This is a genomic window from Robertmurraya sp., assembly GCF_036676585.1.
GTDB lineage: Bacteria > Bacillota > Bacilli > Bacillales > Cytobacillaceae > Robertmurraya_A.
In genome coordinates, this window is the sequence record NZ_JAKFCQ010000076.1 from 16017 (window position 1) to 40980 (window position 24964).

Annotated in this window: 25 protein-coding genes and 1 riboswitch; of the genes, 16 read left to right on the top strand and 9 right to left on the bottom strand. The window is 38.3% G+C overall.

The window, feature by feature from the left end; genetic code table 11:
• Nucleotides 1-128 precede the first annotated feature (128 nt).
• The 5 genes from kduI (at nt 129) to ACGLXV_RS10820 (ending at nt 4473) form a co-directional block, all read left to right on the top strand.
• Nucleotides 129-959, top strand: coding sequence for a 5-dehydro-4-deoxy-D-glucuronate isomerase (gene kduI, locus ACGLXV_RS10800; RefSeq protein ID WP_391558585.1), 831 nt, complete (start codon nt 129-131; stop codon nt 957-959).
• Between the two features lie 56 nt (nt 960-1015).
• Nucleotides 1016-1792, top strand: coding sequence for a 2-dehydro-3-deoxy-D-gluconate 5-dehydrogenase KduD (gene kduD, locus ACGLXV_RS10805; protein WP_391558586.1), 777 nt, complete (start codon nt 1016-1018; stop codon nt 1790-1792).
• Nucleotides 1793-1817: 25 nt separating this feature from the next.
• Entirely contained in the window at nt 1818-2264 is a 447-nt protein-coding gene (locus tag ACGLXV_RS10810) for a NanQ anomerase/TabA/YiaL family protein (protein ID WP_391558587.1), read from the top strand.
• Nucleotides 2265-2460: 196 nt separating this feature from the next.
• Nucleotides 2461-3456, top strand: coding sequence for a 2-keto-3-deoxygluconate transporter (gene kdgT / locus ACGLXV_RS10815; RefSeq protein WP_119706942.1), 996 nt, complete (start codon nt 2461-2463; stop codon nt 3454-3456).
• Between the two features lie 63 nt (nt 3457-3519).
• The gene (locus tag ACGLXV_RS10820) at nt 3520-4473 is read left to right on the top strand and encodes a sugar kinase (RefSeq protein ID WP_391558588.1); all 954 of its coding nucleotides are present in this window, start codon (nt 3520-3522) and stop codon (nt 4471-4473) included.
• Nucleotides 4474-4510: 37 nt separating this feature from the next.
• On the opposite strand, the gene ACGLXV_RS10825 is transcribed toward ACGLXV_RS10820, so the two are convergent.
• Nucleotides 4511-5275, bottom strand: coding sequence for an IclR family transcriptional regulator (locus tag ACGLXV_RS10825; RefSeq protein WP_391558589.1), 765 nt, complete (start codon nt 5273-5275; stop codon nt 4511-4513).
• Between the two features lie 158 nt (nt 5276-5433).
• Between ACGLXV_RS10825 and ACGLXV_RS10830 the strand changes: the two genes are divergently transcribed.
• On the top strand, nt 5434-6105 hold the full coding sequence (locus ACGLXV_RS10830; RefSeq protein WP_391558590.1) for a bifunctional 4-hydroxy-2-oxoglutarate aldolase/2-dehydro-3-deoxy-phosphogluconate aldolase: 672 nt from the start codon (nt 5434-5436) through the stop codon (nt 6103-6105).
• A 47-nt stretch (nt 6106-6152) separates the two neighbouring features.
• On the opposite strand, the gene ACGLXV_RS10835 is transcribed toward ACGLXV_RS10830, so the two are convergent.
• Both ACGLXV_RS10835 and ACGLXV_RS10840 read right to left on the bottom strand, forming a co-directional pair.
• Entirely contained in the window at nt 6153-7046 is an 894-nt protein-coding gene (locus tag ACGLXV_RS10835) for a manganese catalase family protein (protein WP_119706946.1), read from the bottom strand.
• A gap of 12 nt (nt 7047-7058) precedes the next feature.
• Complete coding sequence (locus ACGLXV_RS10840) at nt 7059-7277, bottom strand: YuzF family protein (protein ID WP_391558591.1); 219 nt, start codon at nt 7275-7277, stop codon at nt 7059-7061.
• A 146-nt stretch (nt 7278-7423) separates the two neighbouring features.
• Nucleotides 7424-7529: riboswitch (SAM riboswitch) on the top strand.
• 125 nt (nt 7530-7654) lie between these two features.
• On the opposite strand from ACGLXV_RS10840, the gene mmuP reads away from it, so the two are divergent.
• Nucleotides 7655-9061 carry an S-methylmethionine permease gene (gene mmuP / locus ACGLXV_RS10845; RefSeq protein ID WP_391558592.1) on the top strand — a complete coding sequence of 469 codons (1407 nt, stop codon included), beginning with the start codon at nt 7655-7657 and terminating at the stop codon, nt 9059-9061.
• Nucleotides 9039-9977 carry a homocysteine S-methyltransferase gene (mmuM, locus tag ACGLXV_RS10850; RefSeq protein WP_391558593.1) on the top strand — a complete coding sequence of 313 codons (939 nt, stop codon included), beginning with the start codon at nt 9039-9041 and terminating at the stop codon, nt 9975-9977. The genes mmuP and mmuM overlap by 23 nt, the downstream gene beginning before the upstream one ends.
• Before the next feature lie 1179 nt (nt 9978-11156).
• Here the strand turns inward: mmuM and ACGLXV_RS10855 are convergent.
• The 6 genes from ACGLXV_RS10855 to ACGLXV_RS10880 form a co-directional block, all read right to left on the bottom strand.
• Nucleotides 11157-11480, bottom strand: coding sequence for a FlxA-like family protein (locus ACGLXV_RS10855; protein ID WP_391558594.1), 324 nt, complete (start codon nt 11478-11480; stop codon nt 11157-11159).
• Between the two features lie 30 nt (nt 11481-11510).
• Nucleotides 11511-12866 (bottom strand): cadherin-like beta sandwich domain-containing protein, encoded by a 1356-nt coding sequence (locus ACGLXV_RS10860; RefSeq protein WP_391558595.1) that lies wholly within the window; start codon nt 12864-12866, stop codon nt 11511-11513.
• 67 nt (nt 12867-12933) lie between these two features.
• Nucleotides 12934-14103, bottom strand: a complete 1170-nt coding sequence (locus ACGLXV_RS10865) for an ABC transporter permease (RefSeq protein ID WP_391558596.1) — start codon at nt 14101-14103, stop codon at nt 12934-12936.
• Entirely contained in the window at nt 14051-14791 is a 741-nt protein-coding gene (locus ACGLXV_RS10870; RefSeq protein WP_391558597.1) for an ABC transporter ATP-binding protein, read from the bottom strand. Before ACGLXV_RS10870 ends, ACGLXV_RS10865 begins: the two co-directional genes overlap by 53 nt.
• Nucleotide 14792: 1 nt before the next feature.
• A complete protein-coding gene (locus ACGLXV_RS10875; protein WP_391558598.1) occupies nt 14793-15761 on the bottom strand; it encodes an efflux RND transporter periplasmic adaptor subunit in 969 nt (322 codons plus the stop codon).
• A gap of 135 nt (nt 15762-15896) precedes the next feature.
• A complete protein-coding gene (locus tag ACGLXV_RS10880) occupies nt 15897-16403 on the bottom strand; it encodes a CBO0543 family protein (protein ID WP_391558599.1) in 507 nt (168 codons plus the stop codon).
• A 667-nt stretch (nt 16404-17070) separates the two neighbouring features.
• Between ACGLXV_RS10880 and thrS the strand changes: the two genes are divergently transcribed.
• The 8 genes from thrS (at nt 17071) to ACGLXV_RS10920 (ending at nt 24884) form a co-directional block, all read left to right on the top strand.
• Nucleotides 17071-18987 carry a threonine--tRNA ligase gene (gene thrS, locus ACGLXV_RS10885; RefSeq protein ID WP_391558609.1) on the top strand — a complete coding sequence of 639 codons (1917 nt, stop codon included), beginning with the start codon at nt 17071-17073 and terminating at the stop codon, nt 18985-18987.
• A gap of 256 nt (nt 18988-19243) precedes the next feature.
• On the top strand, nt 19244-20353 hold the full coding sequence (locus ACGLXV_RS10890; protein ID WP_391558600.1) for an ATP-binding protein: 1110 nt from the start codon (nt 19244-19246) through the stop codon (nt 20351-20353).
• 218 nt (nt 20354-20571) lie between these two features.
• Nucleotides 20572-21261, top strand: coding sequence for a Na-translocating system protein MpsC family protein (locus tag ACGLXV_RS10895; protein WP_391558601.1), 690 nt, complete (start codon nt 20572-20574; stop codon nt 21259-21261).
• Nucleotides 21262-21407: 146 nt separating this feature from the next.
• On the top strand, nt 21408-22121 hold the full coding sequence (locus ACGLXV_RS10900; RefSeq protein WP_391558602.1) for a Na-translocating system protein MpsC family protein: 714 nt from the start codon (nt 21408-21410) through the stop codon (nt 22119-22121).
• 215 nt (nt 22122-22336) lie between these two features.
• Complete coding sequence (locus ACGLXV_RS10905; RefSeq protein WP_391558603.1) at nt 22337-22969, top strand: YhbD family protein; 633 nt, start codon at nt 22337-22339, stop codon at nt 22967-22969.
• Nucleotide 22970: 1 nt separating this feature from the next.
• Complete coding sequence (locus ACGLXV_RS10910; RefSeq protein ID WP_391558604.1) at nt 22971-23627, top strand: translocation/assembly module TamB domain-containing protein; 657 nt, start codon at nt 22971-22973, stop codon at nt 23625-23627.
• 21 nt (nt 23628-23648) lie between these two features.
• The gene (locus tag ACGLXV_RS10915) at nt 23649-24374 is read left to right on the top strand and encodes a polymer-forming cytoskeletal protein (protein WP_391558605.1); all 726 of its coding nucleotides are present in this window, start codon (nt 23649-23651) and stop codon (nt 24372-24374) included.
• 132 nt (nt 24375-24506) lie between these two features.
• Nucleotides 24507-24884 carry a hypothetical protein gene (locus ACGLXV_RS10920; RefSeq protein WP_391558606.1) on the top strand — a complete coding sequence of 126 codons (378 nt, stop codon included), beginning with the start codon at nt 24507-24509 and terminating at the stop codon, nt 24882-24884.
• Nucleotides 24885-24964 lie beyond the last annotated feature (80 nt).

A 24964-nucleotide genomic window follows, 5' to 3' on the forward strand; every position in this document is an offset into this window, starting at 1 on the left:
TTTATTAAATGTAAAAATGTTCATATTTTTGCCAAATTAAAGATGGTATTTTATTTGTGAAAACGCTATAATTGATTTATGGAACAACATACCACGATGTGGAACGACTTATAAAGGAGATGTAATTTATGGAAATTAGATACTCGACACACCCTGATCATGCTAAAACATTTACTACTGAAGACCTTAGAAAGCATTATCTTGTTGAAGACTTATTTGTGCCTGGTGAGATCAAGCTTACCTATTCCATGGAAGACCGTGTAATTATCGGTGGAATTACCCCAACGAAAGAAACGATCTCTTTAGGAGGATACGACGAAATTAAGGCTAACTACTTTTTAGAGAGAAGAGAAGTGGGAATCTTTAATGTTGGAGGTAACGGAAACATTACTGTCGACGGTGAAGTTTATGAGATGGAGAATAAAGACTGCTTGTATGTGGGATTAGGGAAGAAAGAACTTCTTTTTACAAGTGAATCAGCTGAAAATCCAGCAAAGTATTATTTATTCTCAGCATCTGCTCACAAAGAGTATCCTGTGCAGCATGTTTCCTTTAAATCCATTGAAGGTGATCGGTTAGGCGCTCTTGAAAGTGCGAACGATCGCGTAATTCGTAGAATGATCCACAATGAGGGAATCCAAAGCTGTCAAGTGGTAATGGGGATGACTCAGTTAAATACAGGCAGTGTATGGAACTCGATGCCAACTCATACTCATGATCGCAGAATGGAAACTTATCTGTATATCGATTTAGATGAAAATGCTAGAATGTTCCACTTTATGGGGGAGCCAACTGAAACAAGACATATCGTTATGAAAAATGAACAAGCGGTGATCTCTCCGCCATGGTCCATTCATTGTGGTGCTGCAACAAGTAATTATACTTTCATTTGGGCAATGGCTGGCGAAAATAAGACCTACAATGATATGGATCAAGTGACAATGGATCAACTAAAGTAATTTAAAACTAGTCACATTAACAATATAAAAATAATGAAATAGGAGTGTAATAAAATATGAGTTTACAAGATTTCTCATTAGACTTTTTTAGCCTACAAGATAAGGTAGCTATCGTAACAGGTGGAAATACTGGTCTTGGCCAAGGGTATGCGGTCGCGTTAGCAAAAGCTGGAGCAGATTTGTTTATTGTTACGCATGATACAAATTGGGATGAAACGAGAGCATTTATTGAAGAGACGGGAAGAAAGGTGCATTTCCACCAGGCTGACCTAACGAATAGAGACTCCTTGAAGAAAGTAGTAGAGGACTGTCTAAATGTGTATGGAAAGATTGATGTATTAGTAAATAATGCGGGAACCATTAGACGTGCTCCTTTACTAGAGTACAAGCAAGAAGATTGGGATGCGGTAATGGAAATTAACCTAAACGCGGTCTACTTTTTAAGCCAGGAAGTCGCAAAAGTGATGGTAGAGCAAAAGAGCGGTAAGATTATTAACATTTGCTCTATGCTTTCCTTCCAAGGTGGGAAATTTGTTCCGCCGTATACAGCAAGTAAGCATGCAGTTGCGGGTGTTACGAAAGCGTTTGCTAATGAGTTAGGACAATATAATGTTCAAATTAATGCGATTGCTCCAGGCTACATTGCAACAGCTAATACAGCACCTATTCGTGCAGACGAACAGCGTAATGCAGAAATTCTTTCACGCATACCAGCCGGACGTTGGGCAGATCCTTCTGATCTAATGGGGGTTGTTGTGTTCTTATCAAGTAGAGCTTCAGATTATATGAATGGATCAATCATAGCAATTGATGGTGGTTGGTTAGCACGTTAAAGAATCTCAGAAAGGAAAGATTAGAGTGATTACAGGAAAGCTAGAAGATATCAGAGAAAAGGCCGTTTTAGACGATAAGATTTTATCAAAGTTAGAGTTCCTAAAAGGTGACTTTTCACAATATACAGCCGGGCGCTATGAAGTTGATAATAACTCGTTCTTTTTCCTAAATGAATACGAAACAAAAGAGGAAGAAAGCTGTTTTTGGGAAGCACATAGAAAGTATTTAGATATCCATTATATTTTAGAAGGACAAGAGAAAATTGGGGTTGACCATATTGGACGCCAGCAAGTGAAGGAAGAGTACGATGCGGAGAAGGATGCCATCTTTTTTAAAGGTGATGTCCTCTCTGGAATCACAATGAATCCTGGAGATGTTATGATTTGCTTCCCTGAAGATTCACATATGACGGGCTTAATTGCTCAAGAAAAACAAAAGGTGAGAAAAGTAGTGCTTAAAGTGGAGTTATAGAGACCAACACAGAAGAATATGGGATGAAACGTTAAGGCGGCCAATGGTTGGCAGACCAAAGGAATAGCCACCTGTAACATTTCGAATTGTTTTTTGAAACTTAAAGATAGCATAAAATTGACAATTATTCAATCATCTCAAGTTCTTTTGCGTGAAATTTACCTATATAAAAATTAGAAGGGAAAGGTAATGCAAAATGAAAATCATGAAGTCAATTGAAAAGATCCCTGGCGGACTAATGCTTGTTCCACTATTTTTAGGAGCAATTATACACACTCTTGCTCCAACCTCAGGAGAATATTTCGGGTCGTTTACCAACGGATTAATGACGGGAACAGTTCCAATTTTAGCGGTATGGTTCTTCTGTATGGGTGCAGGCATCAACATAAAAGCAACAGGTACAGTATTAAGAAAGTCTGGAACACTTGTATTAACGAAAATTGCAGTTGCATGGGTTATAGCTATTATTGCCTCCATGTTTATGCCAGAAGGCGGAATTCAAACAGGATTATTTGCTGGTTTCTCAGTTCTTGCTTTAATTGCTGCAATGGATATGACAAACGGTGGTCTATATGCTTCCATCATGCAACAGTACGGTACGAAAGAAGAAGCGGGAGCTTTTGTATTAATGTCACTTGAATCAGGACCATTAGTAACGATGTTAATTCTTGGCTCAACGGGCTTAGCAGCATTTGAACCACATGTGTTCGTAGGGGCAGTTCTACCTTTCTTAGTCGGTTTTGTTCTTGGAAATTTAGATAGTGATTTAAAAGATTTCTTTAGCAAAGCTACTCATACAATGATCCCGTTTTTCGGATTTGCCCTGGGAAACACAATTGATTTAACGGTCATTGCAAAAACAGGTCTTGCCGGTATTATCCTAGGTGTTCTTGTAATCATTGTAACTGGTATTCCGTTAATCTTAGCAGATAAGTATATTGGTGGCGGAAATGGTACGGCAGGACTAGCTGCTTCTAGTACAGCTGGCGCAGCTGTTGCTAATCCTATGATTATTGCCAATATGAAGCCGGAATTTATGGATGTTGCTCAATCAGCAACTGCATTGGTGGCCGCTTCCGTAATTGTCACATCCATTCTAGTACCAATCTTAACGGCCTATTGGTCTAAATATATGAAAAAGAAAAACAAAGGAAATGTAAAAGAAGAAGATATCAACGCAACTGCTGTCTAAAAGTAGCTAAAGAGAGGCATAGCACAGTATGTCTCTCTTTAAATAAAGGGGAGAAGAGGAAGTATGAGTAAAATCATTACAATCGGTGAACCGATGGCTCTCTTCGTAGCAGAGCAAAGTGGTTCTTTAGAAGAAGTGAACCGATTTAGTCGGTTTGTTGCCGGGGCAGAGGTGAACTTTTCGATCGGAATGTCCCGCTTAGGTCATGAGGTTACCTATATTACGCAACTTGGGAAAGATCCTTTCGGTAAAAACATAGAGAAGTTTCTTCAACAAAATGGGATTGATACAACCTATGTTAAATATGAATCAAAATATGTAACGGGTATGCAATGGAAGCAAAAAGTCGAAGTGGGAGACCCAGAAGTGTTCTCTGCAAGGAAAAACTCTGCAGCTTCTCATATGAATATAGAGACAATTAATAATGTAAGCTGGGACGGATTTGATCATATTCATTTAACTGGAATACCACCAGCATTATCGGAAGAGTGCAGAGCAGCTGTCTATGAGTTATTGAGAGTGGCACGTGAGAAAGGAGTTCAAATTTCTTTTGACCCGAATTTACGTCCAGGATTATGGCCAGACCAAAAAGAAATGGTGAGGATTATTAATGATTTAGCTTGTCAGGCGGATATTGTTCTGCCAGGCATTACAGAAGGAAAGCTATTGACAGGCTGTGAAGATGAGACTGAGATTGCACAGTTTTATCATGCTGCTGGAGTGAGAACAGTGGTTATAAAATTAGGTGCAAAGGGAGCTTTCACAAGTTCTGAAGGAAAGCAGTTTTATACAGAGGGTTTCCCGGTAGAAAAAGTCGTTGATACGGTTGGGGCTGGTGACGGTTTTGCCGTCGGTGTAGTGAGTGCTTTGTTAGAAGAACAAAAAATAGAGGATGCAGTGATACGTGGAACAGCAATTGGAGCTTTAGCGGTTATGTCTCCAGGAGATAATGATGGGCTACCAGATCGAGCGGAACTAAGCTCATTTATGGAAACAAGGAGAATAAACATAAAGTAAAAAATTTCCTTCCCAGTCAGGGAAGGAAATGGCTTTATCAAGAACCGATGTAACCTAGATTTCTAGAGATATCTAAGCTAGTCTGTCTCATCTTATCTATTAATGTATCGTTTATTTTATCCATTGTCACACGATTACTAGGACCAGAGATACTAAAACTAGCAATAATCTTGCCTGTATGGTTGTATATCGGTGCGGCGATGCATCGTATTCCTTCTTCATTTTCTATATTATCCAAGGCATATTTTTGTTTCTTAATCTTATTTATTTCTTCCCGAAGTCCCTCAGGGGTTGTGATGGTTGATTCTGTCTTAGGGATAAAATTCACCTTTGAAACTAATTCTTCAAAATGGTCTGACTCCATACCAGAATATAAGATTTTCCCGACAGCAGTACAATACATCGGTGCGCGGTTTCCGACACGTGAGAACATTCGAATGGTTTGATTGCTTTCAATTTTATCAATATACACAATTTCACCACGGTCTTCGATGCATAAATGGACGGTTTCATTTACATCAAGGGAAAGCCTTTCTAGGTAAGGTTTTGCCGTATTCACAATGTCATTATTATTTAAAATATTTCTTGAGAGAAATAGGACTTGCAATCCTAATTTATACTTATCGGATTCCGAATCTTTTACGACATAGTTCATATTGGATAATGTTGCTAAGAGCCTGTGGACGGTACTTTTTGATAGACCAACTTGTTCGGATAAACGGGCAATTTGTATTCCATCGGGATAATCTGAAAGCTTATTCAAAATAGTTAAGGCTCTTTCAAGTGATTGGACGTTTGACACAGTCGGTTACCTCTTTCAATGGATTTATATATGTAGAATGCATAGAACTTTTTATTTTAAAATTTAAAACGCCGTTCTACTATATGATACGGCAGCACGATAGTTTTGTAAATTTAATAAAAAATGTTTCATAAAATATATAAAAAGTGGGGATTCACATGAATAAAATCAATGTTCTATCAAAGGTTTCAGAGTGTGGAGTAGTGGCAGTAGTGAGAGCAGAGACGAAGGAAGAAGCAGTAACAATCTCTAATGCATGTATTCGAGGTGGTATTAAGGGGATAGAAGTAACTTTTACTGTCAAAGAAGCGGATGAAGTAATTAAAGAGTTAACGTCTCTATATAATGAACGCAATGATGTGGTGATTGGAGCTGGTACGGTTCTTGACTCAACTACTGCTAGAATAGCCATCCTTGCAGGGGCACAGTTCGTAGTCAGTCCTTCCTTTGATGAAGAAACCGCAAAATTATGTAACCTCTATCAAATCCCTTATATGCCAGGTTGTATGACAATTACGGAAATGAAGCGTGCTCTTGAATCTGGTGTTGATATTGTGAAGTTATTCCCAGGGAACAACTTTGGCCCTGATTTTGTTAAGGGAGTAAAAGCGCCACTTCCACAAGTGAACATTATGCCAACAGGTGGTGTTAGCCTTGAAAATGTGGACCAATGGATTAAAAACGGTTGTGTAGCAGTAGGAGTAGGAGGAAATCTATTAGCACCAGCTAAGACGGGAGATTATGACCTTATTACGGAGTATGCAAAGCAGTATGTTGAAAAAGTTAGAGCTGCACGTGGGGAAGATGTGTTAGAAGCAAAAACTATATAAATATGAAAGTTGGGTATTCATGGACACATGAATACCCTTTAACTATTTTACATATTTTCCATTAAACGTTTGGCGATTTTTGCGTAATCATCTCGATCGATCCCTGGAGCAAATTCTTCAGGTAGCTCTTCTAAATTTGGAATAGGTGCCCCCTTAGGAGCTCCAGTAATTACTTTGAGCTGGTTTCCATTTTCAGGGTTTGTTCCTTTCCAAATTTTTGAGATATCTGTATAATGGCCTACATCATTCCATGTATATAAAACATTTGATAAGCCTTGATCCTCAAATTTTTTTGCATGATCAAACTTTCTGTTAGATAGATTAGGAATCGGAACCATTTTTTTAACATCTACGCCCGTAGCAATTTCTAAAGCTTTAGCATAAGCGAGTACATGCGTCCCACCTCTGACAAGTAAGTACCCTATCATTTCACGAGCAGTTTCATGTTCTGTCATTTCATATACTCGCATCTTATGTGTGCGTGCTCCTACCTCTAAAAAGAAATTATGAAGTAAATCTAGCACTAAGTTACCGCTGCTAAATACATTGTCTCCGGTCCAAGGACGCCCCATAGAATCACCTGCTAATGCCGTTTGAGCAGTAGCTATAAAGTGATACGTACTGCGTGCATCCATTCCTTCACGTAAAGGGGTAACATCAGGGTCCCCAGGAAAGGTGTTTCCGCGTGATAACAAGTTGATTGTATTACTAACGAGCTCCACATGACCAAATTCTTCTGCTGTTATACTTGCTACGAGGTCATAAAAAGGTTTTAATTTATCCTTTTGACGGAAGTTAAAAGACTGATACATGTAATTGTTTAATGTTGACATTTCTCCAAATTTTCCACCTAACAACTCCTGAACTGCAGCGGCAGCATTCGGATCACCATGCTCTGGAACAGGAAGGTCAATCAATAATTTATTTTCGCGTTTAAACATCAAATGACCTCCTTATCCTCTAGGAATAACCCAGATAATTTGTTGAGTTCGTATAAAGAATGGAGAACCTCCTGATTCCACTACAATATGGTCAGGCATAACAGACTTAAGTAATCCAGTTACAGTCCCTCTGACAGTTTGGACGGCAACCATTCGCCCTGTAATCCCTTGGAGTGCATGATACACATACGAGTCAATATGACTGACAAAAGATGGTGTTTGTTGATTCATGAAGTTTTCGCTCCTTTGTTTTGTATATCAAACAGTTATATGTATGACGAGACAGTAATAGTTATACATAATAGAATGCAAACTATTAATTTATTCAGAAGTTTCTTGACATTATTTTTATAGATTGGTAAGGTTGATAGAAATATTTCTTATCCAGAGAGGTGGAGGGACTGGCCCTGTGAAGCCTCAGCAACAGATCAACTAGGATACTGTGCTAATTCCAGCGGGTGATTTTTCCTCGATAGATAGGAGCGGACGTTTTTATTTGTCAGTAGTGCACTCGTTTCCTGAGTGCGCTTTTTTGTTTCCCTCACTATAGTATTCATTGATCGTTTGTAATGGTTGCTTCTGGATGTAGGTTAAGGAGAGAGTTAGTTGTGAAAGTGGAAGAACAAGGATTTCAAAGGAAAATGCAAGCAAGACATCTAGTCATGTTATCCTTAGGTGGGGTCATTGGGACCGGTTTGTTTTTAAGTTCAGGTTATACGATTCAACAGGCAGGACCGTTTGGAACGATTCTTTCGTACTTAATCGGTGCCTTGGTGGTCTACTTAGTTATGTTATGTTTGGGGGAGCTATCTGTACATATGCCAGAAACGGGAGCGTTTCATAGTTACGCAGCCAAATATATTGGACCCGCAACAGGTTTTACTGTTGCTTGGTTGTATTGGTTAACTTGGACAGTGGCACTAGGGTCAGAGTTCACAGCTGCTGGGTTATTGATGCAGCGTTGGTTCCCAAATGTGAATGTATGGATTTGGAGTGCTCTATTTGCTATTTTAATTTTTTTATTAAATGCTATAACTGTTAAATTCTTTGCTGAATCAGAATTTTGGTTTGCATCCATAAAAGTTCTTGCAATTTTGTTCTTTATTATTTTAGGTGCAGCAGCTATGATTGGTATTCTGCCAATAGAGGGTTCTGAGACAGCACCCGTGTTTTCAAATATCATTGGCCAAGGGTTATTTCCAAACGGTGTATTTGCTATTTTTATGACCATGTTGGCAGTGAATTTTGCATTTTCTGGGACAGAATTAATTGGGATTGCTGCTGGAGAAACTGAAAATCCAGAAAAGGCAATTCCGAAGGCTATTCGAACGACTCTGTGGAGATTAATTATCTTCTTTGTCGGAACCATCATTGTGTTATCAGCTCTACTCCCTTTTTCAGCTGCTGGGGTATTGGAGAGCCCGTTTGTTGCTGTTCTTGATAGAATAGGGGTACCATATGGTGCGGATATTATGAACTTTGTTATCTTAACGGCCATTTTATCGGCCGCGAATTCTGGATTATACGCTTCCTCAAGAATGCTTTGGTCACTTGCAGAAAAAGAAACAATCTCTCCAATCTTTGCAAAGCTAACAAATCGAGGTGTACCACTTAATGCTATTATTTTCAGTATGCTAGGTGGTGGCTTAGCGCTGTTTTCTAGTATTATTGCACCTGATACTGTATATATCGTACTTGTGTCCATTTCAGGACTAGCAGTAGTTATTGTATGGATGAGTATTAGTGTTTCACAGTTATTATTCCGTAGACAATATGTAAAAGAAGGCCATTCCGTGCAAGACCTAGCTTACCGAACGCCATTGTATCCTATCGTACCGATTGCAGCGTTCCTTCTTTGTCTGGCTTCCTGTATAGGTATTGCTTTTGATCCAACACAGAGAATTGCACTGTTTTGTGGAATTCCATTTATCTTGCTTTGCTATGCTAGTTATTATATAAAACAAGGGTTTAACAAGAAGGGAGAAGTTTACGTTGAAAAAAACCAACCCAATTGATGCTGTTTTACAAGAGCATTCACTTATTCTTTTAGATGGAGCAATGGCTACCGAGCTTGAATCCTATGGATGCAATTTGGATGATCCTCTATGGTCAGCGCGTGTGTTACTTGAGAATCCACAGCTAATTTATCAGGTACATTTAGACTATTTTCAGGCAGGTGCAGATTGTGCGATAACTGCAAGCTATCAAGCAACAGTTGAAGGATTTATAAAACGTGGATTACAAGAAGAAGAAGCCTTGGAATTGATAAAAAAGACAGTAGTGCTTGCGAAGAGTGCAAGAGATGACTTTTGGCAAGAAGAGCAACAACTGGTTAGACCCAAACCATTGGTAGCTGCATCTGTTGGTCCATATGGTGCGTTCTTAGCAGATGGCTCAGAGTATGTTGGGAACTATGGGGTGAGCGATAATCTCCTTAAAGATTTCCACCGTCAGAGAATGGCGGTACTTATAGAAGCTGGAGCTGATATTTTGGCATTTGAAACCATTCCTTCCCTTCAGGAGGCCAAAGTATTAATTTCTTTATTGCAGGAGTTTCCTGGAACTTATGCATGGCTTTCCTTCTCCTTGAAGGACGAAAGGTCAATAAGTGACGGTACGTTGTTACAAGAATGTGCTGAATTGGCAAATGAATGTGAACAGATTGCTGCCGTTGGATTAAACTGTGCTCCATTAGATTATGTTACAGAAGCCATTAGCAATCTTAGAAACCATACAGAAAAACCTATCATTGTTTACCCAAACTCTGGGGAAACGTATGATCCCGAGACAAAAACTTGGCACGGTAAAGAATCATGCAATACACTCGAGTCGAAATCAATAGAATGGTACGAAGCTGGGGCTCGATTAATTGGAGGATGTTGCCGAACATCACCAAGGGATATTGAAGCGATTGCGGGGAAGTGGCGCTAATTTCCGAGGAAATATCAAAAACTTCGTGGAGATTTACCATGATTCGCTAAAAATATATACATCCATATTGCAAAAAACGCAAAGGGTTTCGTTTTCGGGTGCATACGTATAAAATGACTCATAAAATAGCGTGAGAATTTGACTCACGCTATTTTTCTTTTTTAGTTTAATTGGCATTCGAAAGGACACACTTATTTACAATGATAATACTTGTTTGTACAGTTAAAATATGTCTTCAATTTTAATGTCAAATAGAATGTCATTTTAAATGCATTAAACCACTTAAACTTAAAGCATCGGGTGCGGTTTCCAAAGGTAAATTCCATCAAGTCCAGTCCGAATAACCGCTGGATTCGGACACCCCAAGGTAATATCATGGAAGTCCAGTCCGAATAACCGCTGGATTCGGACACCCCAAGGTAATATCATGGAAGTCCAGTCCGAATAACCGCTGGATTCGGACACCCCAAGGTGATATCATTGAAGTCCAGTCCAAATAGCCGCTGGATTCGGACACCCCAAGGTGATATCATTGAAGTCCTGTCCGAATAACCGCTGGATTCGGACACCCCAAGGTAATATCATGGAATTCCAGTCCGAATAACCGCTGGATTCGGACACCCAAGGTAATTTCTTAGAATTCCAGTCCAAATAGCCACTGGATTCGGACACCCCAAGGTAATATCATTGAAGTCCAGTCCAAATAGCCGCTGGATTCGGACACCCCAAGGTAATATCATGGAATTCCAGTCCGAATAACCGCTGGATTCGGACACCCCAAGGTAATATCATTGAAGTCCAGTCCGAATAACCGCTGGATTCGGACACCCAAGGTAATTTCTTAGAATTCCAGTCCGAATAACTGCTGGATTCGGACACCCAAGGTAATTTCTTAGAATTCCAGTCCGAATAGCCACTGGATTCAGACATCCCAAGGTAATATCATTGAATTCCAGTCCAAATAACCGCTGGATTCGGACACCCTAGGTATTTCTTAGAATTCCAGTCCGAATAGCCACTGGATTCAGACACCCCAAGGTAATATCATGGAATTCCAGTCCAAATAGCCACTGGATTCGGACACCCCAAGGTAATATCATTGAATTCCAGTCCCAATAGCCACTGGATTCAGACACCCCAAGGTAATTTCTTAGAATTTCAGTCAGAATAGCTTATGAATTACAGCCCTTGATTTAATAACCGTCCCTCCTCGCTTATCTCAACTGTATCCTCTAGTGGTGTTCTAGCAGAAGATGTTTGTTGAACATTTGAGTTAGAATTATTTCCTTGGAGTCTTTGAATTTCCGATTCAATTTGTTGGATTTGTTTTTCAAGCTGTTGTATCTCTTTTTGCTTTTTGTCCTCGTCTTCTTTAGACGCTTTTACTTTTTCCATTTGATTTTGAAGTTGTTGCTTTTGCTTTTCTAATGCTGTAATGGAAGTGCTTGATTGATTCATAGAATTATATGCTGTAGAACTTGATGCAATGGAAGATACTTGCATAACTTTGTACACGCTCCTAAAACAATAATATTAAAAATTAAATAGGGATTTTATCCAGTCCCAAAATGATCCCGAACTTTCTGATGATTGATCAGACGTTTGCATTGCTTGTTTATTTTGTCCTCGTTGATTTCCTGACATGTTTGACTGAGCAATTGTAGAATCGGTTGTTTTTGATACAGAAGCTTCGGTAGATTCATCAGTATTAGAGGTTTCGGTAGTTTCTATTTCTTCGATCTCTTTATCAAAAACTAAAACATATGTTTTACGGTCATCTCCGTTTGTAACGGCTACGGATATCGCAGTTTTTGCTTGATCGGGAAGAGCAACTGTCGTACTCGTGCTTCCTTCAATTTCAACCTCTGCATCACTTTCACCAGTTGTAGCCGCGATCGTAACACTAGTTACGTCTGTACCGACAGCAATATGATATGTGTAGGTATCTGAATCAAAGGTTTTATTCCATGTTCCTGATGAAACTGATAGTGCTGATAAATTAGCAGTAGTTGGAGTTTCCGCTTGTGCTCCTGAACTACTTGTCGAAGTTCCCTGAGCAGTCGATGATGTTCGAGTAGAACCAGACCCAGTTTGTGAAGTTGATACAAGATTGGTAATAGTCGGTTGGTCCTTAGTTGTTGTAGATTGATTGGTATTTGTTTTTGTATTGTCAGACGTATTAGTATCAGTAGAGCTGTTTACCATAGCCGCTCTTGTGATCGTAACAGTATACGTAGACTGATTACCATTCTCTGCTATAATAACGAATGACACGGTGGTTTTACCTACTGGGAGTTCAATGGTATGGCCATTCTTTGGATCCACAGTAATTTCTCCCACTTTAACAGTAGTTGTGTCGACTGAGGTTTCAGGTTTAATAGTTATTGAGCTTATGGAATTTTCTACATCGACTGAGTAACTTGTAATAGAAGGTGAAAAATTAAGATCTCCTCTAGAAAGAGTAAGATTAGATAGACTGCTATTTTCATTTAATGCTCGGAAAATTGTTAGTGTATATGTAGTTACTTCACCACCATTTGTGAGCGTTATTGTAATAGTATTTTCACCTGTATTAAGTGAATAGATCAGCTGCTCTTTGCTTGTAACTTCCTCTCCATTTATCGTTACAAGTGTGCCATCGATTTCAGTGTCCAGAAGTAAACTCATGCTATTTATATCATTTGATACAGTTGCTGTGTATGTGGTTACATCTTTCGAAAACGTTTGATCGAGCTCAAACTCGAGTATTTCGAGTGCTGATAATCGTGTTGTACTTTCTATTGTTACGTTTTCCTCGGCACTAGCGTGATTAATTGGGGAAGCAGAAAAAGTTGCGAAGGTAATCATGGATCCAACAATAGCTACGTTTAGCCCTTTTTTTATATGCATGTTGCACCTCATTTCGTAGTTTCTCGTAAAATATCATCTGGCCATGATATTCACGGCCAGTGATAAGTTATTCCTGACGAAGCGCTTGAATCGGATTTAGTTTTGATGCTTTGTTAGCTGGGAACACCCCAAAAACGACTCCTATTAATAGGGAAAATAGGAAAGCAAGTAATGTAACGGATGGGGAGTATGAAATGGTGATGCTAGAGAATACTTCCATTAGTTTTGAAACTCCTAATCCAATTACAACTCCGATTAAACCTCCGAGTGTACTTAAAACAACTGCCTCTATTAAAAATTGCAATAATATTGATCTACGATTGGCTCCAATAGCTTTTCGTATTCCGATTTCTTTCGTTCGCTCAGAAACTGAAACGAGCATGATGTTCATGATTCCGATACCGCCTACCAGCAAGGAGATGCTTGCTATACCACCAAGCATAAGAGTCATAGTATCGGAAACAGAGGTCATCGTCTCCATTAAATCTTCTTGGCTTGATACAGAATAATAGTCATTTGAATTCGGGAAAAGGGTAGTCATCACACCTTGTACTTGGAACATGGCACGATTTACATAGTCTTCGCTCTCAGCTTGAAAGTAGACTGTTCCAATTGTTGTACTCTGCGTTATTCTCTGGGTGGTTGAAAGGGGAGCGATAATAACATTATCCCCACTCGTACCGAGAGAGGTACCAACAGACTCTAGGACTCCCACTACTTGGAAGGATACACCTTCAATTTGTACACTCTGTCCAACTGGGTTTTCAGATGGAAACAAAGTGTCTGCAGTAGTTGACCCGAGGACGACCACCTTCTGTCGTAGTTCATCATCCATATCGGTAATGAATCGACCTTGACTTAGTGTTAAATTTCTAACGGATAAGTAAGAAGAGGTTGTACCTGTTATTGATACTTGTGCAGTGTTTTCCTGATTTTTTGCATTTATGCGCCCAGTAACAACAGGGGCCACCTCTGAAATACCGTTCAATTCCTGGAATTCTAGAATTTGGTCGTCCTTCAATTGGACTGATTCTGTATCATTCACACTCAAGGTAATCAGGTTTGTTCCTAAGCTTCCGATTTCATCCGTTACAGACTGTGATGATCCTTGTCCAACCCCGACAAGTGTGATAACTGAGGCAACCCCAATAATAATTCCTAACATCGTTAAAATGGCTCGGATTTTATTGCTCTTGATACTCTTGAGTGCCATTTTGATAGATTCGACTAGGTTCAAACCAATCACCTCCATTTTCGTAAAGCTGTCCATCATGGATTCGAACGATGCGATTGGTTTCCTTTGCAACCTCTAAGTCATGGGTAATAATGACAATCGTCTGTCCGCGTTTGTTTAATTCTTTTAACATCTGCAATAACTCGTTACTAGTTTTGCTGTCAAGTGCACCAGTAGGCTCGTCAGCAAGAAGTACAGGAGGGTCTCCTGCTAAGGCTCTTGCTATGGCAACCCTTTGCTGCTGTCCACCTGAAAGTTGTGTTGGCATATGGTGGATTCGTTCACCTAGGCCCACTCTTTCCAGACTATTAATTGCTTTTTCTCTACGTTCTTTTACACTTAATCCTCTATAAACAAGAGGAAGTTCGACATTTTCAAGGGCGGTCAATTTATTTAGTAAATTAAAATTTTGAAAAATAAACCCGATTTTCACATTTCTTATGGCTGCAAGCTCATGATCCTTCATATTATTGACCTTTTTTCCGTCAAGCAAATATTCACCTGAGTCTGGTTTGTCGAGGCAGCCGATCATATTCATAAAGGTAGATTTTCCTGAACCAGATGGGCCAATGATAGAAAGGAAGTCCCCTTCATTAATTTGGAGGGAGACCTCTTGTAGTGCTTTGACCGTTTCGCCGCCTAGTTCGTATGATTTGGACATTTGATTGATTTCAATGACTGGCTTTCTCATATTACTCGCCGCCTCTTCCTGCTCTATCAGTAGGAGGTGTACCCATTCCCCCACTTGGGAAGCCGCTTTCACCGCCAGTTCCAGAGAAATCTCTCATTGCACCTCGATCGGTAGCGGAGTCACTGCTCGAAGAGATTGTAATAGCTAATTGAATAATTTGTCCTTCCTCTAGTCCGGAAACAATCTCAATATTTTGGTCATCATTGATTCCTGTTTCTACAACTTGTTGGGTAGTCACAGCTTCTTCATTTTCACTTGTGTCAGACTCTTGGATAGTTACATATTTTTCATTACCATTTATTTTTACAGCTTCAATTGGAACATAAAGAACACTTTGTTTGCTTTCGGTTGTAATACTTACTTCAGTTGACATTCCTATTAAAAGATCTTTTGGATCATCAAATTGGACAGTTACCTCAAAGCTAGAAACACCATTTGTAGAAGTTCCTTCTTTAGACACCTTTGTAACCGTACCTGTAAATGTCTCATCTGGATACGCGCTTGCGGTGATTTTTGCTACTTGCCCTTCTTTAATGCTTGCAATATCTAACTCATCTACCCCAATCACAGTTTGAAGAGTAACGTAGTCGGTCACATGTGCAACAACTTGTCCGTTCTGTAGGTTGTCTCCAGCTTTCACATCAAGAGTGGTAACCGTTCCGGCATGTGGGGCAGTAATCGGATCGCTTCCATCCGTAAAAGTAACTAACTCTGTTCCTTCTTCGACGACATCATTCTCACTAACAAGAACCTCGTCCACTTCTCCACTAGAGGCTGCAGTCACGTCGCTGCTATTAATGGAAGCAACAGTGCCAGAACCACTAACTTGTACTTCAATATCTCCTCTTTGTACGGTAGAAGTCATTACTTGTGCTTCAGCAGTAGCAACTGTTTGGTTGCTTTTATAAAACCAAAAGCCCCCTCCAGCTAACAGAATCACAACAACTCCAATAGACATCCATTTCTTCAAACCTTTTACCTCCTCAATATGAAAACATTGTTATGAGTTCATTATTACGAGGAAACCTTAAAAAATCCTTAAAGATTTGAAAAGGGAGAATGGAATTTCCAAGAGTAAGGGGGATTCCAGTTAAAGGGAAGGTAATTATTTGAGTGGAATATGAAAATACCACAACATAAAGCTAATAATACCCGTCGATAACACATAGGTTAAAATTGGGCGTGAATAATGTAATCGAATCATGCTATACATGACCAGATAAAAGAGGAGATCCATCCAATAGTAATAATTGTTATGTAAAAGAAGCCTGTCGAATTTATAGAAAACATATTCGATAGCCATGGAAGAAAGGACCCATTGGCCAATATACCGAACTTGTCTAAACATTGGCTTATCAAACGGATAAAATGATAAGTACAAAAGTGTAATCGCGGGCAAAGCAATAAACGTATATAAAAGATCAATAATGGTGTGTGACATCAGGAAATAATCCGGCTTATATTCCCACAGCAATTTGTCATGACAAAAGAAGTTATATAGTAAATTGCTTGTGATCACATAGAAAATAGTGTGGTTATATTTCAACCATTCTCGCCAATTTCCGAACCCGTAGGCGAGCAAGAATAATAGGATAAATAATAGCAAGTGCATAGTTGTCTCCCTACAAGTAAAAATGTTTGTTTTGACATTATTTTTCCAATTGATTGAGAAAATATGTTAAAAGTGTTGACGAAAGGGAATTTATTCTATATATTATCTAATAAATTACAATTCATTTTGCGATGAAAAGGACATGAATGCTACTGTACGGTTAACAGAGAGGGAAGACAAAGGCTGGAATCTTCCTAACGCAGCTGTCGCATTTACCACCTTGGAGCTGTATTGGTGAAATCAAAGTAATCAATACCGTAGCTGCTACGATACAGCAAAACGAAGCCGCCTCAGATTTTTTTAGAGGTGGGAAGTTGGGTGGAACCACGAGACAAACACACTCGTCCCTTGTTAGAGGGATAGGTGTGTTTTTTGTATTTTAAAAATAAATAATTCATGCAATGAAAAGGACATGAGTGCGACTGAACGGTTAACAGAGAGGGGAGACAAGGCTGGAATCTTCCTAACACAGAAGTTGCATTTACCACCTTGGAGCAGTATTGGTGAAATCACAGTAATCAATACCGTAGCCGCTACGATACAGCAAAACGAAGCCGCCTCAGATTTTTTTAGAGGTGGGAAGTTGGGTGGAACCACGAGACAAACACACTCGTCCCTTGTTAGAGGGACAGGTGTGTTTTTTTATTTTATAAAGGAGGCTATATTAATGGAAGTAAATATTCAATTCCCTGATGGAAGTATGAAAAGATATAAAGAGGGTGTAACTTTAGAGGAAATCGCTCAGGGGATAAGCCCAAGTTTGCGCAAGAAAGTGATCGCCGGAATGGTGAACGGAATGATGTTTGATCTTAAAAGAGAGATCCATAACGATGCAAGTATTCAATTGCTTGAAAGAAATTCAGAAGAGGGTATTAAGATTATGAGACACTCAACTGCCCATGTGTTAGCTCAAGCGATTAAACGGTTGTATAATCATGTCCATTTATCTATCGGCCCAGTGATTGAAAATGGATTTTACTATGATGTTGATGTCCCAGAAAGCATTACAGTAAAAGACTTGGGGAAAATTGAAAAAGAGATGAAGAAAATCGTTGCTGAAAACCTAAATATTGAAAGGGAAGAGTGGTCACGAGAGGAAGCGAAGCGAGTTTTTGCCCATGACCCTTATAAGCTTGAATTGCTTGATGCCATTCCTTCTGAAGAAAAAATAACTGTGTATCGTCAAGGTGAGTTCTATGATTTATGTCGTGGCCCGCATTTACCGTCCACTGGATATGTTAAAGAGTTTAAATTAACTCATGTTTCGGGAGCTTACTTTCGAGGGGATAGCAATAATAAGATGTTACAACGTGTGTACGGAGTTGCTTTTACTTCAAAGGAAGAACTCGATGAATACTTCCACTTTTTAGAGGAGGCTGCTAAGCGTAATCATCGGAAGCTAGGAAGTGAACTTGAACTGTTCATGTTTTCTGAAGAAGCACCTGGAATGCCATTTTACTTAACAAACGGACAATTGATTCGAAATGAACTGGAAACATTTTTAAGGAAGATTCAAAATTCTTTTGACTATAAAGAGGTTCGAACTCCTTTTATGATGAATCAGCGACTATGGGAGCAATCTGGTCATTGGGATCACTATAAAGACAATATGTATTTCTCAGAAGTGGATGAACAAAGCTTTGCTTTAAAGCCGATGAATTGTCCTGGACATATGCTAATATTTAAGGATAAGCTGCGATCCTATCGTGACCTTCCGATTCGTATGGCGGAGTTTGGTCAGGTGCACCGGCACGAATTTAGTGGTGCACTAAATGGGTTGTTACGGGTAAGAAGCTTTTGCCAAGATGATGCACATATCTTTGTAACACCCCAGCAAATAGAAGATGAAATTTCTTCTGCTCTACAACTAATTGACTATGTATATAAAGTATTTGGGTTTGATTATAGCATCGAGTTATCGACAAGACCGGAAGATTATATGGGGGAGAAGGCGTTATGGGATCGAGCAGAAGGGTCTTTGATAAATGTTTTGAATAAACTGGGTCTTCCTTTTCAAGTTAATGAAGGGGACGGTGCATTTTATGGGCCTAAGATCGATATCCACATAAAGGATTCTTTAAAAAGGAGTCATCAGTGTGCTACAGTTCAGCTGGATTTTCAAATGCCTGAAAAGTTTGACCTTTCCTATATTGATGAACAAAACAAAAAGGTCCGACCTGTTGTTATTCACCGAGCTGTATTTGGATCTATTGATCGCTTCCTTGGTATCTTAATAGAGCATTTTGGCGGAGCCTTTCCTGCATGGCTAGCACCAGTTCAAGTCAAGGTAATACCAGTTTCGAATGATGTTCATCGCGAATATGCGGAGAAATTAAAACAGCTACTTAAAAAGGAAGAAGTTCGCGTGGAGGTTGATTTCCGTGATGAGAAGCTAGGCTATAAAATAAGAGAAGCACAAATGAAAAAGATTCCTTATGTGCTAGTAGTAGGTGATCGTGAACAGGAATATCAATCGGTTAGCGTGAGGCAGTATGGTTCAGAGAATTCGGTAGATATGGATTTTGAACAATTTACTAACATGCTTCGAAAGATGATTGATGATAAGAAGTTATTAACATATTGAATAACTTTAAGAAAATACTGAAAACGAATTGAAAAATGGAAGAGAATAGTATAGTATTTATGTTGGATACAAGGTTTATCGCCTTGATCTATTGAATGATAAATGTAGGAAAATAATAATGTAGGTTAACGGACTCTAGATATATACGCTAGATTTTATAGCCACCGTAAGCAATAGGAATCTCTCCTATTGCTTACGGTGGCTTTTTATATGTAGTTTACAAAAATATATATAAGAAAGGAGAGTGTCCTGCCCAATGGCTAATATTGGAGATGAAACTAAAAGCATTCTATTGAAGGAATTCATAGATATCAACATAAAAAAAGGCTTTTCTATCCTCTCAAAGAGCAAGGATACATTTTTGGTAATCTGCTCTCTAGGAAATATTGAATATGCCAGCCAGCCTTGTGAAGACCTTTTTGGTTATTCAACCAATCATTTGCAGAGGCTAGGATTAAAAGACCTATTCGATACAGATGTATTAAATGAAGGTCACTCTTTTTATGAAGGAAAATCACAGGGAAAACGAATGACACTTGAATCAAGGGTAAAGGGGAAGGGCGACAAGACTACTGATGTAACGGTAACACTTCTACCGATTTACTTGAAAGATCAATGGATAGGCTCGTATATCATTCTCGAGCAGTCTATCAACAATAAAGATAGTAATGATGTCATCGACCAGTTAGCGCAATTGTCAGAAAAGCGTGCAACTGCTGGTCACTTAGCAGCTGGCATTGCACATGAGATACGTAATCCTATTACAGCTATAAAGGGATTTCTACAGCTATTAAAGGATGAGTATGAAGGAAATGAAATTTATTACGGAGTTATTGATTCTGAGATCGAAAGAATAGAACTTATCCTAAGAGAGTTGATGGTTCTAGCAAAGCCAAATACGCAAAAGTATGAAAAGGTGAATATTCAGTTACTACTTGATCAGGTGCTGACCCTCATGGAACCACAGGCGCTATTAAACAATATTCAGCTACAGAGAAATTTTTATTTTGATAACCCATTCCTCTTATGCGATAACAATCAATTAAAACAAGTGTTTATTAATTTTATAAAAAATTCTATAGAGGCAATGCCGGATGGAGGAATTATTCGTATTGAAGGTGGAGTATTAACAGACATGAGCATAGAGGTGTCAATTGTTGACGAAGGAAGTGGAATGCCGAAGGAAGTTCTTGATCGGGTGGGGGAGCTATTTTTTACTACAAAGGAAAATGGAACGGGCTTAGGGATGCTTGTTAGTCAACAGATTATAAAGGAACATAAAGGAACGATTCATATTAAGAGCGACTCCAAGGGTACATGTGTGAAAGTACGATTTATGCCTGGTGAGAACCTCTTAGGCATTTGAATTAAATCTTGTGAACCGTTGAGAAAAATGGTATGATACTCCTTGTCTAATGTCTTGCTGTCATTAGTTTTATAAGAAATAATACATTTATATACAATTTTATTATGACTTTTTATTTAAAATGGTAAATGGTAGAAACTATTATATAGTCGTCTTAACCGTGGCCTAACTTCTTTTTTGAGAAGTTAGGCCTTTTTATTTATGTAAGGGGGATTTGAATGCTAGCTACGCAAGATGATTTGCATGCTCTCAGTAGTTCATTTAGCAAGCTGCTTAAGAGAGGATTCGGGAAAGGACCTGAAACGTGTTATGCCGTATTAAAAGGAAACAAACTTTACGTTTATTTACGGAGTTTTATGACACCTGCTGAAGAGGTTCTATATGGGAATCACCAAAACAATTTACTTACAGAATTTCGAACCTCCGTAATTCAATCACTCTCCAAAGAGCTCTTACAGGAATCGTCTAGACTCTTAGGTGTTCAGTTCGAATCCTTTTATCAAGATTGGAATTATGATACGAATTCAGGTATGTTACTCCTTGTTTCTACCAATGTCAAAGTTGATATAAAGACAGAGGAAATGGTGAGTGATGGAGTGTACAAAGTGATTCGAACGGTCGGTGCTCGCTTTCATAAACTGCCAGTTACTTTACGAACTGTACCTTCTCCTACCAATTGCTATGTGGTTGAATCAAAAGGAATATTGCTACCGCTTGAAAAGTTAATTTATGAAAGAGGACAAACGGATCTTTTACTTACCCAAGCAAGAAATATTAAAAAGGGGTATTGGACGCATAAGAGTGTATTTGAAGAAATATTGAACCGTTCCGTTGAAGATATATTTATGATGTGGGACTATGGGGAGAACAAGCATTATTTAATTATAATATTTGGAAGAATAAATTAGCTGTCAAATAGAGAGAAGTGGATTTTAGATCCACTTCTCTTTTGTTTTGGGAAAAAAGATAAAATCGAGGAGCTATGGGAAACCTAAATATACATCTTCAAATAGTAAGATTTTGGAATAAATAAATCAAAAGGGAGGTTAACTGTATGTCTACAGAACCCTTTCAAGAAAAACTCATGAAAATAAGTAGCCTAACAAGTAAGATGTTACGGAAGAATTTTGGACGTGGTCCAGACTCTTGCTTTGCATTTGCAAACGGTCCATATCTTGTTCTTTACATAAGAAGGTTTCTTTCCCCAATGGAATCTGTATTGCTTGAAAGTGGAAACTCAGACAAGGTAGACATGTCCCGCACAATAGTCATGAATAAAATTTTAACTCAACTGAAGGGAATTCTCGAAATTGAATTAGGGGCTGATGTAAAATCAGCTTATCATGATTGGAATTATAATCAAAATACAGGTATGGTCACAATTGAATTTGAGAGTAATGTAACAGGGGCAGTTGCAAATAGTGAAGAAAATCCAATCTTTAAAAATCTAATTGATGAGGTAGACCGAATAAGCATTATCGTACAGAAAAAACCGGAAAATACAAAAGCGTTTTTTATCACGCCAAGGGTGTATTTGGTCAAGAGAGAGGGAATTTTGGTTGAAATTGAAAAGTCTTTAATTGACAAAGGCTATGAGCAAACTCTAATGGTTACAAAAGATGAATTAGAAAAATCATTTTTGCATCATAATGGACATTTTGAAGATATATTTAGCCTACCGGTTGCGGATATTTTTGTAGATTGGGATTTGCAAGCTGATAACAGCATCATTTGTTTTATTCTAAAGAATGAGCGGAGGAGCGAATAAAATGAGTCATCTATTGAAACAGCAAGGGCTCATAAGGATAAATGAAAATTAGTGAAGAGAAACCTAGAGAAACCATATTGCCTGGAAAGGAGATAGAACGAATAACCAGTTCTACCTCCTTTTTAGTTTGAGCTACGTCTTAAGAAGTATTTTTATGTGCGTTGTTTACAGCGTAACAGTGTTATGTTACATTGGGGTAAGAAGAGGTGAATAAAATGGAAGAACAGTTAATTTCAAAAAAGGACCTGTTAGAACAAACAGATATTACTTATGGTCAACTTTATCGTTGGAAAAGGAAAAATTTAATACCTGAGGAATGGTTCATAAGAAAAGCTACTTTTACAGGGCAAGAAACTTTTTTTCCCAAAGATAAGATTATTGAAAGAGTTAGTCAAATTAAAAATCTTAAAGATACAAAATCACTAGATGAGTTAGCGAATGTTTTTTCACCTCAGACGAAAGAAATAAAGCTATTAAAAAAGGAATTTATTGAACGGAACATTGTTTCGTTGAATACTATAGCTATTTTTGAGGAACAAATCGCATCACTTCAAATAATCCCCTTTCAAACAGCATTAAACTTGTATTTATTAGAAAAGGCGTTAGAAACTGGTGAGATTGGATGGGAAGAAGGAAAACAAGTAGTTCAAACCTTAAATGATCATTCTTCGAAATTGGAACTACCTGCTTATTTAGTTGTTTTAAGAAAAATGGGTATTGTAACGGTCTTACTTGTTGGCAGCAGTAATAATTTTTATGTGGACGATAAGACAAAGGTAGCAATACATCTAAATATCGAAAAGGTTATGGATGAATTACTTAATAAATTAGTGATTGGGGGTTTTTAGGATGACAATTGATAAGCCTTCCAATTTAAAGTTGGTTGGGGAAGGTAGTGCCTCTGGAGGAGTTTATGAAACTATTCGGGTTACCGGTCAGGGAAGTATTATTGGAAATGTTTCAAGTAAAAAGGCGAAGATCGTGGGCGAATGTACAATAAAGGGAAATGCAGAGGTAGAACAATTTTCAATAATAGGTAAGGGGGAAATAGAAGGAGATATTTCTTGTGAACAGTTGAAGTTAACCGGTGATATACAGATAAAGAATAAGTTTAAAGCTAGTCACGTACATGCAAGGGGCTATATAACTTCAAACGGGAATATTGAAATAGAAAAAATGAATATTAAAGGTGGATTCAATATTAATGGCATGCTTAATGTGGGTGAACTGAAAATAGATTTACAGTTGGCGCCAAGCTTTGTTCGTGAAATTGGTGGAGAAAAAATCACGATTACTAGGAGAAGTCTTATTAATAGGTCAAGTACTCTCGAAGTGGAGTTAATTGAAGGCGATGAAATCTATCTCGAATATACTTCAGCACAGATGGTACGGGGAGATGTCATTGTTATCGGTCCAGGATGTCACATTAACCAAGTTGAATACCGATCGTCGTACAAAAATAAACAGAAACACTCAGAAAATATAAAAACAGTCATACAGATTTAGAGGAAATGGGAGGGGAATGAATTGACTACACAAGAAAAAGGGAACTTAGTATTATCTGGAACCGGTGAAACAGCAGGTGGAACATTTGAAAAAGTTGTGATTAATGGTAGTGGAATTGTCAATGGACATATTGAATGCAATGAATTTAGGTGTAATGGATCTGCGAGAATTAATGGAAATATAAAAGCTCAAAATACAATAATAAATGGAAGTACAAAGGTAATTGGAGATGTTGTTTCAAAGAAAATGGAGATTCACGGACATTCAACAATTGAAGGAATAGTAAACTTTGGAGAACTAGAAATCAATGGACACACTAAATTAAAAAGTAGTATCAAGGGTGAAAAACTAACCTTGGAGGGCATTACAAAAATCGAAGGTGATTGCGAAGTTGAAACAGCGTATTTAAACGGAGCATTTACGATAACTGGATTGCTAAATGCGGATGAAATTTCAGTACAATTGCATGGAAGGTCATCTGTAAAAGAAATCGGTGGAGAAAAGGTTACTGTTAAAAGAGAAAATAGAATTTTATTCCTATTAGAAAAGTTAATAAAGCCTTTGAGCAAAGAACTTCAGGTGGATCTCATTGAAGGTGACATTCTTAACCTAGAATATACGAAGGCAAATACGGTACGAGGGAATCATATCGTTATCGGACCGGGATGTAAAATTGGGGTCTTGGAGTATAGTGGCGACCTTCATCTATCAGATGAGGCTATAGTCAAAGAGAAAGTTAAGATATAAAGGTGTACGATTCTACCGTAGTATTATTTATCAAACAATACCTGTTCCCTAAAGAGAATCAAGCAAAATATGTTTAAAACCAAATAGCTTCGTTCATAAAGATAATAGTATATTCTCCAAAGAGGTGTCTTTATGATCGAGTTTCTGCAAGAGCTTTTCCATTCCAATAATCAATTAGTGACTTTTATCATTGGTGTAGTCTTTATATTTATAATCGTTTCAATCGTTCGCTCTGTATTTCGAATGGCACTTCCATTTGTTGTCATTGGACTAGTAATGGTTGTTTTTCTTGGACATTCTCCTGATGATGTGATGAATAAAGGGAAGCAGTTTATTGCTCAAGGTTCTAATTTGATTCAAGACCTTTTGCCTTTTATTCAGTCAGGTGACGGGGAAAAGGAGGGGGAACTTTCGGAAACACCTCCAGGGTTTGCTCCCTTTTCTGAGGAAGATGAAAACAAAGAGATTTTTAGAAATGAAAAGAATGACCTTGAGATAAATAAGTTTTAATTAGTCGTTATCGACACCCCACAAACTGTACACATAGAAAAGAAATCCTTTTTTCCTCCATAAGGTTTCATTATAATTAG